We start from the raw sequence: 14,116 nt of genomic DNA, 5'->3' as shown, positions 1-14,116 counted from the left end.
ATGGGCTGGTATCACGCCGGTGACAGCTGTGACATCGACGACGGTGCGACGGTCGGCTACATGCACGGCGACGACGTGTCGCCAGCGACACTGGGCGACCGAGCGCGAATCCGACAGGGGACGATAATCTACGCCGACGTCACCATCGGCGCGGACTTCATCACTGGGCACAACGCCCTCGTCCGCGAGGACACCACCATCGGCGACGAAGTCGTGGTGGGAACCGAGACGGTCATCGACGGAACCTGCGACATCGGCTCGAACGTCAGCCTGCAGACGGGCGTCTACATCCCGACGCACACGACCATCGGGTCGAACGTCTTCATCGGGCCGAAGGCGACGCTGACGAACGACCCCTACCCCGTCCGGCAGGACGTCGAGATGCAGGGGCCGACCATCGAAGACGGCGTCTCCATCGGCGCGAACGCGACCATCCTCCCCGGTGTCACCATCGGCGAGGGCGCGTTCGTCGCCGCTGGGTCGACTGTCACCGAAGACGTCCCACCGGAGACGCTCGCCGTCGGCAGTCCCGCAGAGCACCGACCGCTTCCGGACGAACTCGACACCGAAAACAAACTCGCATGAGCGAAGCACTCACAACAGGGACCGCCCTGTACGGCAGCACGGAATCGGAAGACGACCAACACGCAGCCTTCACGAACGGTGACGTACCCGTCGCCGTCTACGGCCTCGGGAAGATGGGCCTCCCGCTGGCGAGCGTCTACGCCGACGTCACGGGCAACGTCACCGGTGCGGACGTCGACCCCGACGTGGTCGCCGGCATCAACGCGGGCGAGAACCACATCGCTGGCGAACCGGGCCTCGACGAACTCGTCTCGGAACTCGTCTCGCGAGACGCATTCCGCGCTGTCTCGGACCCCGCAGAAGCCGCGAAGGACGCTCGTGTCCACGTCGCCATCGTCCCGACGCTCATCGACGAGGACGGCGCACCCGACCTCTCCATCATGGAGTCGGTGATGCGCGACATCGGCAGCAATCTGAAGGAAGGCGACATGGTCATCGCCGAGTCGACGCTCCCGCCGCGTTCCTGCGTCGACCGCCTGCTTCCCATCTTGGAAGAAGAGTCCGGACTCGAACTGGGCGAGTTCGGTCTCGCCTTCTGTCCGGAGCGAACCGCGAGCGGACGCGCACTGGAGGACATCCGTGGCGCGTACCCGAAAATCGTCGGCGGCGCGGACGAGGAGAGTACCCGCGTGGCCGAACTCATCTACGGTCACATCAACTCGAACGACGTCCTCAGCGTCTCCGATACGACGACGGCTGAGGCGGTCAAGGTGTTCGAGGGCGTCTACCGCGACGTCAACATCGGTCTCGCGAACGAACTGGCGAAACACACCGAAGCGTTCGACATCGACGTGACGGAGGCCATCGAGGCGGCCAACACCCAACCGTTCTGTGAGATTCACACGCCGGGTGCGGGCGTCGGCGGCCACTGCATCCCGTACTACCCGCAGTTCATCATGAAGGAGTTCGACACGGAGACGCCCGTGATGCAAGCGGCCCGGAGTACGAACGACGAGATGCCGACCTACACCGCAGAGCACGTCCTCGACGGCCTGCACGCCGAAGGCGTCGACCCGAGCGAGGCGACGACGCTCGTCCTCGGGTTGACCTACCGACCCGGCGTCGACGAGATTCGCGCCACGCCGTCGCTCCCCATTGTCGAGCGACTGGTCGAGGCGGGCGTCGACGTCGACGCCGTCGACCCGGTGAACACGCACACCGACGCGTTCGAGGCGGCCGGGGCGAACCTGGTCGACCTCGACGACATCGCCGACGCGTACGACTCGGTCGTCCTCGTGACGCCGCAGGAGGCCTTCGAGGACCTCGACCTCACGAGTCTCGCACCGCAGGGCGGACGGTTGGTCGTCGTGGACGGCCGTCAGTCGCTGACAGAACTCCGTGGCCACGACGCCGTTCACTACCGAGGAGTTGGTATCAATGTCTGAAGCTACAGCCGAGAAACGCGACACGAGAGCCGAGAGCAAACGAATCTGTGTGGTCGGACAGGGCTACGTCGGCCTGCCGCTGGCCGTCGCCTTCGACGGCGAAGGCCACGACGTCACCGGGTTCGACATCGACCAGGACAAGATCGACGCGCTCAACAGCGGCGTCGACACGACCGAGGGCGACCTCGGCGACGACACCATCGCCGCGAGCGAGGTGGAGTTCACGACGGACGCCGCCAAAATCGCCGAGGCGGACTACGTCATCATCACGGTGCCGACGCCCGTCGACGAGATGAACAACCCGAACCTCGACTTCATCAAGGGTGCGGCCCGCACGGTCGGGAAGAACCTGACCGCAGACACGACGGTCGTGCTCGAATCGACCGTCTACCCGGGCGTCACGCGCGACGTGCTGGGGCCGATTCTCGAAGAGGAGTCGGGGCTGACGCTGAACGAGGACTTCTATCTCGGCTACTCGCCGGAGCGACTCGCGCCGGGGACCGAACGGACGCTCCAAGAGGTCGTGAAGATCGTCAGCGGGTCGACCGACGAAGTGCTCGCCGACCTCTCGGAACTCTACGGCTCCATCGTCGACGCGGGCATCCACGAGGCACCGAACATCGAGACGGCCGAGGCGGCGAAGGTGACCGAGAACGTCCAGCGCGACCTGAACATCGCGCTGATGAACGAACTCTCCATCATCTGTGACCACCTCGGCATCGACACGAACGACGTGCTCGAAGCCGCGGGAACGAAGTGGAACTTCCACGACTACCACCCCGGTCTCGTCGGCGGTCACTGCATCCCCGTCGACCCGAACTACCTCGCACACGGCTCCGAGCGGAAGGGCTACCAGCCGAAGCTCATCCTGCAGGCCCGCGAGGTCAACGAGTACATGCCGAAGCACACCGCCGAGTTGACGCTCAAGGCGCTCAACACGCAGAAGAAGGTGCTCTCGGACGCGCGTCTCTTGGTGCTCGGTCTCGCCTACAAGCCGAACGTCGGCGACATCCGAACCTCCGAGGTTCGCGGCGTCATCAGCGAACTGCAGGAGTACGGCGTCGAACTCGTCGGCTACGACCCACGCGCGGACAACGAGGCCAGCGCGGAGTACTTCAACATCGAGATGACCGACGAGATGGACTTCACCGGCTACGACGGCGTCATCCTCGCCACGCCGCACGACGAGTTCGCGGACCTCGACGTCGCGTCGATGGCCGCCGCGCTCAACGACGCGCCGGTGCTCATCGACGTGGAGAACAACATCGACGAGTCCGAGGCGACGGCCGCCGGCTTCGTCTACGACAACCTGTAACACGATGAAATACGTCGTCACCATCCAACATCCGGCGCACGTGCACTTCTTCAAGCACGCCATCCGCGAGTTGGAAGCGGAGGGCCACGAGGTCCACGTGTTCGCCCGGGACAAGGAAGTCGCCGTCGACCTGCTCGACGCCTACGACATCGACCACGAAGTGCTCCTCGACGGGCAGGGCGACGGCCTCCTCGCCGGAGTCGGCGGCATGGCGGCGTCGCAGGTGCAGTACGAGTACAAACTGCTGAAGCGAGCGCGCGAGATTCGCCCCGACGTGATGACCGCCATCGGCGGCACCGCCGTGGCACACGTCGCCGCGCTCGTCGGCGCGCGCAGCGTCGTCTTCACCGACACCGAACACGCTCCGGCGAACAAGATTACCTTCCCCGTCGCCGACGAGGTGTGGACGCCCGAGTGCTTCCACGACGACGCCGGGAGCAAGCAAGAGGAGTACGCCGGGTACCACGAACTGGCGTATCTCCATCCTAATCGCTTTGACCCGGACCCGAGCGTGCTCGAAGACCTCGGCGTCGACCCCGAGAAGAAACTGGTCGTCCTCCGTCTCGTGTCGTGGGACGCCTCCCACGACGTCGGCGAGGCCGGGTTCGACGACATCGCAGACGTCGTCGAGCGGTTGGAAGCGACGGGCGCGCAGGTCATCATCACCTCCGAAGCACCGCTCCCAGACGAGTTGGAAGACCGCCGCGCCACCGTCGAACCACACCGCATCCACGACGTGCTGGCCTACGCCGACCTGTTCGTCGGCGAGGGTGCGACGATGGCCGTCGAGAGCGCCGTCCTCGGTACGCCAGCCGTCTACGTCAACACGCTCCGGATGGGCTACACCGACGAGATAGAGGCACGGTACGGGCTCCTGTACAACTGCCAGGGAGCCTACCGCCACGCCAACGCGCTCGACACCGCCGTCGCCATCCTCAGTGGCGAAGAGGGCGACGACTGGGACGCCCGCCGCGAGCGTCTGCTCTCCGAGAAAGGTGACACCACCGAGACGGTGTTGCGGGCACTCCGGCAATGAGTGAAGCAGGCGAGACGAGCGTCGGCGCCGAAGAGGAGAGAGACGTCGATGCCGAGACAGAGACCGACCTGGACCTCCGGGTCCTCCACATCACGACGTCCGAGCGGTCGTTCTTCCGGAAGCAAGTGGAGGTGCTGGAGGAGCGCGGCGTCGAGTGCGAGACGGTCGTCGTCCCGCGTGCGGGCGAAGGTCGCGGGCCACGAGAGTATCTCTCCTTCTACCTCCAGACGCTCGGCAAGAGTCTGGAGGAGTTCGACATCGTCCACGCGAACTACGGGTTGACCGCGCCGATGGCGCTGGCTCAGCCAGTGCGACCAATCGTCCTCTCGCTGTGGGGGTCAGACGTGCTCGGCCCGTCGTGGCTCGCGGCGCTCTCGGAGATATGCGCCGAACGCTTCGACGCCGTCATCTCGCCGTCGGAACCGCTCTCTCGCGAACTGTCGGTGCCGCACCACCAGATTCCGTACGGCGTCGACACCGACCTCTTTCGGCCCATCGACCGAACCGAGGCGCGCGAGCGCGTCGGGTGGCCGGTCGAGGGCGACATCGCGCTGTTCCCCTACGATACCGAGCGTGACGTCAAGGATTTCCCGCGTGCAGAGCGCGTCGCCGAGGAGGCAGGCGTCGACCTACGGACGGTGTCGGGTGTCGACTACGAGGAGATGCCGTACTACTTCAACGCCGCCGACGCGCTGCTCGTCACCTCGAAGTACGAGAGCGGCCCGATGGCCGTGCGCGAAGCGGCCGCGTGTAACGTGCCCGTCGTGACGACCCCGGTCGGGTTCGCGCCCGACGTGCTCGACGGTGTGTCGAACTCCGTCGTCGCCGACGACGACGACGAGTTGGCTGCTGGACTGGCCGAAATCGCCGCTGGCGACGCCCGGTCGGACGGGCGGGAAGTCGTCGACGGACTGTCGCTCGACGAGATGGGTGAGCGGTTACTCGAGGTATACCGCTCACTCGACGTATAAACCCCCAGACTCTCTGCACTCTCGACACGTTCGCTGAATCGACCGTATTCGGGGGTTTCGAGAGTCTACCCGGTTACCTAGCCGATACCGATTTTTTCGTTACCCAAACTGTTTGGGAACGATGCTAATGCAGGAAACGGGAGTTTACAGTACTGAGTGACGAAACAATGAGTACGGCCAAAGCAGTCGAAGCGACGCAGCAACGTGCGGAGACTACGACCGAATCGCAGACGGCAGACGAAACGGTAGAGCAGGCGGAACTCTCGAAAGACGACCTCTTTCACATCCTGCAGAATCAGCGCCGCCGCCGCGTGCTGACGTTCCTACAGGACGTCGACGACGACGAACGAGTCGACATGCGCGACATCGCCGAACAGGTGGCCGCGTGGGAACACGACACGACGCTCCAGCAACTCACCTCCGACGAGCGTCAGCGCGTCTACATCGCGCTCTATCAGTCGCATCTGCCGAAACTCGACGAAAAAGGCATCATCGACTACAACCAGAGCCGCGGGTTCGTCGAGCGGACGCCGCTGGCGAACCAGTTCGAACACTACCTCGCCGCCAGCGAAGACGAAGTGCGCGAGGGAGCGTCCGATGCAGACGCCGACGCCGACACCGAGACGACGTCCGCAGAGACGGACGACACCGCTTCGGCGACGACGACGGACTCGGCGCGCTACTACAGTGGTGCGACTGCGCTCGGTCTCGCTCTGACCGCGATGTCGTGGGTCGGCGTCGCGCCGACGGCGCTGTCGAGTTATCTCGCCACGTTCATCACCGGCATGTTCCTGTTCGTCACGGTGGGCGTCGCCTACCAGAACCGTCGCTAACACTCACCAGGCCGTACTCGGCGACCACACGTCGCCGTTCACCTCGTTTCTTTCCTCTCCAGTACATCGAGTAGCGACGGCACGCCGCAGGTGTCCGAGCGACACACAGACTGACTAGCCGAGACGCTACCCACGGAGTACCTGAGGTGGTCGTCGCATCGAGTCGTCGAGGCAGTATCGTCCCAAATACCGGAGACACCAACGTCTCGAATACCGGAGACACCATCGCACCGGATAGCCTCCGGGTCCCGACCACCCGAACCAGTGTCTACGACGTGGGAGAACTGTTGTCGTGCGTCACGAAAACGGCATAATCTCGGACTAAACAGACTTACCAGCTCGATAATAGCTCTAAGTCGTCGAGAAGAGTGGAGTGAACGCTTGCGTTCACAGCAGTCGGAAACTCGATCACAGCGCACCTGTGGACGCTGTGGTGAGTTCATCACAGCACAGTTCGCTCGTGGCTTCGGCAACAACGACGACGAAGTCAACGGCTGTCTCAGTTGTCGACGAGCACGCCACTTACGCGAGTCGAACCACCCCCAGACGGGGCACAAGCGCGCCACCTACCCAACGACTGGCGTCGACGTGGCGGCACGACCGCCCTAAGTTCTCGTTTTCCACACTGTTCGCCACAGAATCACCGAGCGACTCGCTCGGTATCCGACTGTGAGCGTGCGCTCGCGTCAGAATCACGACAGAATAGTGAGACACCTGACGCTCGTTAGACACGAACCGCCGATTCGACAGGTCGTCAGACGAGAGATGGGGGGAGTTCCGCCGGATGGTCGGCGAGCCGAATTCGGGCTTTCGAGGCGGTTTACCCCTCTCCTAAGCGCGTTATCGCCCGAACTCGGGGGTGTCAGTACGTCGTGGTGACGAGGCCGTGTTCGTCGGCTCAGCGACTCAGTAGCGCCTAAACGAGGTGCCGAAAACCGGCGAATCGAGGCGTCAGAACGTTAGCCCACGTATAATAATGGGCCTTTCAGACGAAGCGAGAAGTACACAGCCGCGTCATCTTCCTCGGAGGAAGGCTGCGCGGGAGGAGACACACACATCATGAACCGACCGGGCACGTTCGACCGGACACACGGCGGTTGGACCGCGCAGACAAGTAATCGAAGCAGTACGGAGGAGTCACACTAATGTGCGGAATCATCGCATGCGTAGGTTCGGACGACGCGGTCGGTGAGCTACTCACTGGCCTCGAGAACTTAGAGTATCGCGGCTACGATTCGGCCGGCATCGCCGTCCAGAACGGCAACAACATCGCCGTTCGAAAGAAGGCCGGTAAGATCAGTGAGCTCAAAGAGACCATCGCCAGCGACGTCCCGAACGGGAGCGTCGGCATCGGTCACACGCGTTGGAGTACACACGGCCCACCGACGGACGCCAACGCACACCCGCACACGAGTCAGACCGACCGCGTCGTCGTCGTCCACAACGGCATCATCGAGAACTACGAGTCCATCCGCCGCCAGCTGGAGGCCGAGGGTTACGAGTTCAAGAGCGAGACGGACACCGAGGTCATCCCCCACCTCGTCGAGCACCACCTCGACAAGGGGATGGACGTCGAGCAGGCGTTCAAGACCGCCGTCGACGAACTCGACGGTAGCTACGCAGTCGCACTGATGGTCGACGGCGAAGACAAAGTCTACGCCGCCCGTCAGGACTCACCGCTCGTCGTCGGCGTCGACGACGAGGCTGGTCGCTTCTATCTCGCGAGTGACGTTCCTGCCTTCCTCGACTTCACCGACGAAGTCATCTACATCGAAGACGGCGACTTCGCCGAGGTCACCCCCGGCAACCTCGTCCTCACGGACCGTGAGGGCAACGTCGTCGAGCGCGACGTCGAAGAGGTCGAGTGGAACGCCGAGGAGACCGGTAAGGGTCAGTACGACCACTACATGCTCAAAGAGATCAACGAGCAGGCCGACTCCCTCTCGAACACGCTCGGTGGGCGTATCACCGACGACGGCGACGTCAGCCTCGAAGAGTTCCCACAGGGAACGTTCAACGACGTCGACCACGTCGAGTTCATCGCCTGCGGGACGTCCTACCACGCCGCGCTCTACGGGGCACAGCAGCTCCAGCGCAGTGGGGTTCGTGCGACGGCGACCATCGCCAGCGAGTACGACACGTCGACGGTGACGGAGAACACTCTCACCATCGCCGTCACGCAGAGCGGTGAGACGGCAGACACCATCTCCGCACTTCGCGCCGCACAGGACGCGGGTGCAGAGACCGTCGCCGTCACGAACGTCGTCGGGTCGAGCGCCGCACGCGAGGCCGACCACGCGCTCTACATCCGCGCTGGCCCCGAAATCGGGGTCGCCGCGACGAAGACGTTCTCCTCGCAGGTCGCGACGTTGACGCTCCTCGCACACCGACTCTCGCAGGACCTCGAACAGGGGACGGCCCGCGAGGACAACGAGGAGTTCTTCAGCGAACTCGAGAAACTGCCGGAGTACATCAACGAAGTGCTGGCGACGTCGACGGCAGAGGCAGTCGGCGAGAAGTACCTCGACAAGGAGTCGTACTTCTTCATCGGCCGGGACAACGAGTACCCGGTCGCGCTCGAAGGTGCCCTGAAGTTCAAGGAGATCACCTACGAGCACGCCGAAGGGTTCGCGTCGGGCGAACTCAAACACGGACCGCTCGCGCTCGTGACGCCGAAGTCGGTCGTCTTCTCGCTCTTTACGGGCGAGAACGGCGAGAAGACGCGGAAGAACGCCGAAGAGGCGCACACCCGCGGTGCCGACATCGTCGCCATCACCGACGACGCCGAGAGTGTCCACGAGTTCGCCGACACCGTCCTACACATCCCGGAGACGCATCCCGACATCGCGGGACTCCTCGCGAACGTCCAGCTTCAGCTCGTCTCCTACTACACCGCCGACATGCTCGACCGCGAGATCGACAAGCCGCGAAACCTCGCGAAGAGCGTGACGGTCGAGTAACCACCGAAAAGCTGCTACACCACATCTCGTGAACTCATCGACGATGCAGAACGAACTGTTCGGCGTCTTCGGGAGCAGAGCCGATTTCGAACGGTTCTGTAACCCAGCACGTTTCAACACGGTCGTCGAGACCGACCAAGCCACCATCGGCGTCCGTGACGTTGGCTACGGCCTTCCGGGGCGAACCGTCGCCCACGACGACGAGACGGGAACCTGTGTCGTCTGGGGTGAGGTCGTCTCCGAGACGGGAGCCTCGCCAGCCAAAGAGCTCCTGGGTCGCTACGCCGAAGTCGGCGACGACGCCTTCGACCTGCTGAACGGGTCGTATCTCGCCTACGTCGAACACGGCGGCGACGCGCAACTCGTCACCGACGCGATTCGGTCGTGGGAGTGCTACTACACCGACGCACCGGAGGTCCGCGTGTTCGGCACCGACGCGGCGAACGTCGCGCAAGCGGTGACGAACGCCTCGCTCGACGAACAGGCGCTCGCGGAAGTGACGCACTTCGGCGTCGCCTTCGACGAAGCGACGGTGTTCGACGAGTTGGAGCGGGTGCCGTTCGACGGCTATCTCACCCCCGAGTCGGCGGGCGAACTCTCGCGGTTCGTCTACGACCCACAGCCACCGTCGGAGTTCGACTACGCCACCGAGCTAGCCGAGCGACTAGAGCGAGCCATCGAGCGGCGTATCGAACTTCCCGGCCGAAAGGGGATGCTCCTCAGTGCGGGCTACGACTCGCGGGCCATCCTCTCGCAACATCCGGACCTCGACGTCGGCTACACGCTCGGGACGCCCGAGGCCGCCGAGGTGAAAGTCGCCAAGAAACTCGCCGCACAGTACGGCATCGACCACGAGACGCTGGAAGTGACGGAGCGCTATCTCGACGTCCGACCGGAGGTCATCCAGTACTCCCAAGGGATTCGCGAGTCGCTGCACATCCACCACCGCGGCAACAACGACGAGATAGAGGTCGACACCGTCTACCACGGGATGCTGTTCGACACGCTCTTCCGCGGCTTCTTCCTCCCGGGCAAGGGACTCGAGATGTTCGACCGGACCTTCCCGCTGCAGGGGTTGGAACCCGACCCGGACGTGCCCCAGCACTTCGCCAAGAAACTGGGATTTCTTGGCAGCGAGGGCTCGGGTGCCGACTACGATGGCCTCGACGAACGTTCGGCGGACGAGTTCGCTCGCGACGTGATTCAACCGCGCTACGAGGCGTGTTTCGACAGAGCGGACGACCCGCACAACGCCATCGACCTCCTCGGGGTGAAGCAGAAGCCGACGCTTCCGTTCCGCGGCCACCTCGCAGACCACTACGTCGAGAGCTTCGTCGCCGTCGACCGCGAGTTGTTGGAGTGGCATCTGAAGACACCGCCGGAACACCGCAACACGCGGACGTTCCTGCAGGCACTGGAGAAACTCGACCCCGATATTCTCCGTCACCAGCCACCGGACAGACCACACCACTCCTTCCGGATGAACCAGATAGAGAAGTTCCTCCGAGAGAAACTCCCCGGCGTCAAAGCCTTCGAGAACCCGTGGCCGGACCGCCAGGAACTGTACGACCGAAACAACCTCGACCAGAAGCTCTTCCCTGGCTACGAGGAAGTTCACGGTCTCCCCCCACGCGTGAAACTCCGCATGAACGACCTCACGACGTGGATCGAGTTCGCGACGGGCGAATCACAGTGCACACCGGACGAACTCCTCCGCCCGCCGTCGCTCTCGACGTGAGACAGAAACCGAACCCACCGGACCACCGTAGCTAAACACCTCCCGGCCGACTGCTGACTACACCTTCCGACTCATCTATGACGACCACTCACACCGACAGACTCGTCCTCGCTGGCGACCGACCCGAGAGCACCGACGACAGTGACCGACCGACTCGGCGCGTCTTCCTCGCCGGCGACTGTATCTATCAGGGTGGCCTCGCGGCCGACCCCATCGCCGACTCCCTCGCAGAACGCATCACGGCGGCCGACCACGCACTGGTCAACCTCGAAGCACCCGTCCCGGGCGACGGGGAACCCATCACCAAGTCGGGACCGGCGAAGGCGTCGGACCCGAGGGCGGCCGAACTCCTCACCGACGCCGGGTTCGACGTCGCCTGTCTCGCCAACAACCACATCATGGACTACGGCGAGGACGGGTTGGACGCGACGTTCGACGCCTGCGACGCTGCCGGTCTGCAGACCGTCGGCGCGGGCGAGAACCAACAGGCCGCACTCGACCCGCTCGAACTCACCGTCGGCGAGACATCGCTGGCAGTGGTGAACGTCTGTGAACGCGAGTTCGGCGTCGCCGAACACGACACGCCGGGGACCGCGTGGGCCTCTCATCGAAGTACCGAACGCCGAATCGCCGAGGCGGCGGCGGCGAACGATTTCGTCCTCGTCGTCGCCCACGGCGGCGTGGAGTTCACGCCGCTCCCACCGCAGCAGCGACAGGCGCAACTCCGCGGGTTCGTCGACGCCGGGGCGGATGCAGTCGTCGGCCACCACCCCCACGTCGCCCAGGGGTGGGAAGTCTACGACGACGTCCCCATCTGTTACAGCCTCGGGAACTTCCTGTTCGACCAGACGAACCGCCCGAGTACGAAGTGGGGCCTCTGTGTCGAACTCACGCTGCAGGGTGACACGCTGACCGGTATCGACCTGATTCCGACGGAACTCGTCGACGGCGTCGTCGGCGAGATGGGTCGCGAACGAGAAGTGGGAGAACATCTCGACTATCTCCATCGCGTCTCCGAGATTACGGCGGACCGCGAGCGACTCCGGGCCTACTGGCAGGAGATTGCCGTCCGCCTGTTCGAGCAGCGATACAGAAACTGGCTTCGGGCGGGAACCGCGTCGGGGCCGCTCCAACTCCTGAAAGACCCGAAGGCGTCGCTCGGCGACGACGTGTGGGACGCCGACGACAGGCGAACCGAACTGCTCACGCTGTTGAACGTCGTCAGAAACGAGTCCCACCGCGACGCCATCGAGACGGCACTGGCGGTACAGACCGGTGATATCCGTGACCGCCGGACACCCGAGATACGGCGCGACGTCCGGGAGTTACTCTCGTGGACCGAAGACCAACAGCTGTACGACCTGCCGACGTCGAGAGAGCGAGTCGTGCGAGCGGTACTCGGTCGGTTTCGGTAAGTGACGGTTCGCTCTCTTCGCTGAGTCGGAGCGACGAAGTAGGGACCGATTCGGTCAGGCAGCGTGGCTCATCACGTGCCACGACATCGGGAAACTCGCGGCGACGAGGCCGTAGACGCCCCCGATGAGCGGTTCGACGCCGAAAGAGGGCGCGAGGAGATAGCCGGAGACGAACCCAATCGGGTCGAGGGCGAGTGCGAGGAGGAGGATCTGTACGGCGAACGGTTTCGCGGTGAACCACCGGGGGAGGAGACCACTCATGACGGGACAGAGACGTATTTTCGACGACACTATTTAACTACACGTATCGCTTTCGACGAACGCGTCACCGAGCGTCGTTTCGAAGTCGCGCTACTTCGCTTCGTCTTCGAACGGCGATTCGGCGCTCTCGGGGACGCGGTCGGCGAGTGTGACGAGGTTCTCGCGGCCGATAGTTATCTTCCGAATCTTGCCGTCTTCCTCCATACTGGAGAGGAGACGACTGACCTTCGACTTCGACCAGTCGGTGGCGTTGTTGATTTCGCTCTGCCGAAGTCGGCCCTCGGACTCGTAGAGCAGTTTCAACACCTCGTCTTCGTCGGTGAGTGGGTCCGAGAGGTCGAACGGAAGGTTGTGCATCGGGTCGTCGGGGTCGCCCGTCTCCTCACCGACGGGCGTGGGGGTATCCGCCGAGTCGGCGGGCGACGTCGAGTCCGTCGTCATAGCCGACCCACCGTTGGTGGCGACGTCGGACGGCGTGGACGAACCACTCGCAGCCCCGCCGGACGGGAGCCACGCGGAGAGGTCAGCGGGGTCGTCGGGGCCGAAGAGACGGATACAGCCCACGAGACCGATGACGAGGAAACCGATACCGGCGAGCAAGACGAGCAGTGTCGTCCCGTCTGTCGGGTCGGTGCCGAGCTCTAACTCCGTCTTGTCGGAGAGGAAGTCGCCGTCGCTGTCTGCCAAGGAAGCGTTGGTGCCGGCTTCGGCCTCTTCGTTGTCGGGAACGCCGTCGTTGTCGCTGTCGGCCTCGCCGTCGTTCGGGGTCGTTCCCACCATGATCTCCTCGTCGTCGGGAATCCCGTCGCCGTCGGTGTCTACCTCGGTCGGGTCGGTGTCGTAGGTGTGGACCTCTTCGCCGTCGGAGAGACCGTCGCCGTCGGTGTCGGCCACGGCGGGGTTGGTGCCGAGTTCGACCTCCTTACCGTCGAGGAGGCCGTCGCCGTCGGTGTCGGCGACAGTCGCGTTCGACCGTGCGGACGACCCCACCTCGGTACTGTCGGAGAGACCGTCGCCGTCGGTGTCCGACTTCGTCGGACTCGTATTGTATATTTGGACCTCGTCACCGTCCCGAAGCGTGTCTCCGTCGGTGTCGGTGCCGTTGATATCGGTTCCGGCGCGGACTTCCGCCTGATTACTCAGTCGGTCGCCATCGAAGTCACCCTGTTTCTGGATGACGTAGACAGTTTTCGACCGGTTGACGGGCATGCTGTTGCTGTTGAACGATTCGGTGGCCAAGACGCTCAGCGACACCTCTCCGTTGAGTCCGGAGGCGTTCTTCACGCGGAACGATATCGACGTGGTCGTGTTGTTCTTGATAGTCTGGGACTGGCAGGTGAGTCGTTGTGACTTGTTCCCGTCGTTGTTCCCCTCGAGACAGAACTGGTACACGCCACCAGTGTCGGTTGCGAACGAAGTGTTGACTGTGAACGATTCTGACTGCCAGAGATAGGTCTCGTTGGCATCCGTTTGGACGACGGCGTCGCCCTCAACGGTGACGGCACCGAGCTGCGCGGTGACGGCACCGACGGGAATCGCAACGAGGCTGACAGTAAGGACGAGCGCGGCGACTACCGCGGCGCGTGTACGGGTTTGCATGGGTCGTGACGGGGCGGG

Annotated in this window: 12 protein-coding genes; 10 read left to right on the top strand and 2 right to left on the bottom strand. The window is 64.0% G+C overall.

The genetic code is table 11. The features are described 5' to 3' along the window. The 10 genes from BM083_RS20075 (at position 1) to BM083_RS20035 (ending at position 12,238) form a co-directional block, all read left to right on the top strand. On the top strand, positions 1–585 hold the full coding sequence (locus BM083_RS20075; RefSeq protein WP_089872020.1) for an acyltransferase: 585 nt from the start codon (positions 1–3) through the stop codon (positions 583–585). Then, on the top strand, positions 582–1,970 hold the full coding sequence (locus BM083_RS20070; RefSeq protein ID WP_089872018.1) for a nucleotide sugar dehydrogenase: 1,389 nt from the start codon (positions 582–584) through the stop codon (positions 1,968–1,970). The genes BM083_RS20075 and BM083_RS20070 overlap by 4 nt, the downstream gene beginning before the upstream one ends. Then, positions 1,963–3,285, top strand: coding sequence for a nucleotide sugar dehydrogenase (locus BM083_RS20065; RefSeq protein WP_089872016.1), 1,323 nt, complete (start codon positions 1,963–1,965; stop codon positions 3,283–3,285). The genes BM083_RS20070 and BM083_RS20065 overlap by 8 nt, the downstream gene beginning before the upstream one ends. Positions 3,286–3,289: 4 nt before the next feature. Continuing rightward, a complete protein-coding gene (locus BM083_RS20060; protein WP_089872013.1) occupies positions 3,290–4,321 on the top strand; it encodes a DUF354 domain-containing protein in 1,032 nt (343 codons plus the stop codon). Next, positions 4,318–5,292, top strand: a complete 975-nt coding sequence (locus BM083_RS20055) for a glycosyltransferase family 4 protein (RefSeq protein ID WP_089872011.1) — start codon at positions 4,318–4,320, stop codon at positions 5,290–5,292. Before BM083_RS20060 ends, BM083_RS20055 begins: the two co-directional genes overlap by 4 nt. Positions 5,293–5,459: 167 nt before the next feature. Beyond that, a complete protein-coding gene (locus BM083_RS20050; protein WP_245756956.1) occupies positions 5,460–6,125 on the top strand; it encodes a DUF7344 domain-containing protein in 666 nt (221 codons plus the stop codon). Positions 6,126–6,389: 264 nt separating this feature from the next. Next, positions 6,390–6,734, top strand: a complete 345-nt coding sequence (locus BM083_RS24240) for a DUF7563 family protein (protein ID WP_449405004.1) — start codon at positions 6,390–6,392, stop codon at positions 6,732–6,734. 536 nt (positions 6,735–7,270) lie between these two features. After that, positions 7,271–9,085 carry a glutamine--fructose-6-phosphate transaminase (isomerizing) gene (gene glmS / locus BM083_RS20045; protein WP_089872007.1) on the top strand — a complete coding sequence of 605 codons (1,815 nt, stop codon included), beginning with the start codon at positions 7,271–7,273 and terminating at the stop codon, positions 9,083–9,085. Between the two features lie 43 nt (positions 9,086–9,128). Further along, positions 9,129–10,823, top strand: a complete 1,695-nt coding sequence (locus BM083_RS20040; protein WP_089872005.1) for an asparagine synthase-related protein — start codon at positions 9,129–9,131, stop codon at positions 10,821–10,823. 77 nt (positions 10,824–10,900) lie between these two features. Then, complete coding sequence (locus BM083_RS20035) at positions 10,901–12,238, top strand: CapA family protein (protein ID WP_089872003.1); 1,338 nt, start codon at positions 10,901–10,903, stop codon at positions 12,236–12,238. Positions 12,239–12,292: 54 nt separating this feature from the next. On the opposite strand, the gene BM083_RS20030 is transcribed toward BM083_RS20035, so the two are convergent. Then, the gene (locus BM083_RS20030; protein ID WP_089872000.1) at positions 12,293–12,499 is read right to left on the bottom strand and encodes a DUF8141 family membrane protein; all 207 of its coding nucleotides are present in this window, start codon (positions 12,497–12,499) and stop codon (positions 12,293–12,295) included. 90 nt (positions 12,500–12,589) lie between these two features. Next, positions 12,590–14,098, bottom strand: coding sequence for a helix-turn-helix transcriptional regulator (locus BM083_RS23690; RefSeq protein WP_218148994.1), 1,509 nt, complete (start codon positions 14,096–14,098; stop codon positions 12,590–12,592). Positions 14,099–14,116: the final 18 nt, after the last annotated feature.

Source organism: Halogranum rubrum (assembly GCF_900114455.1).
GTDB classification, from domain to species: Archaea; Halobacteriota; Halobacteria; order Halobacteriales; family Haloferacaceae; genus Halogranum; species Halogranum rubrum.
Note: the sequence above shows the minus strand (reverse complement) of the source record. Positions and strands in the feature narration are given on the sequence as shown.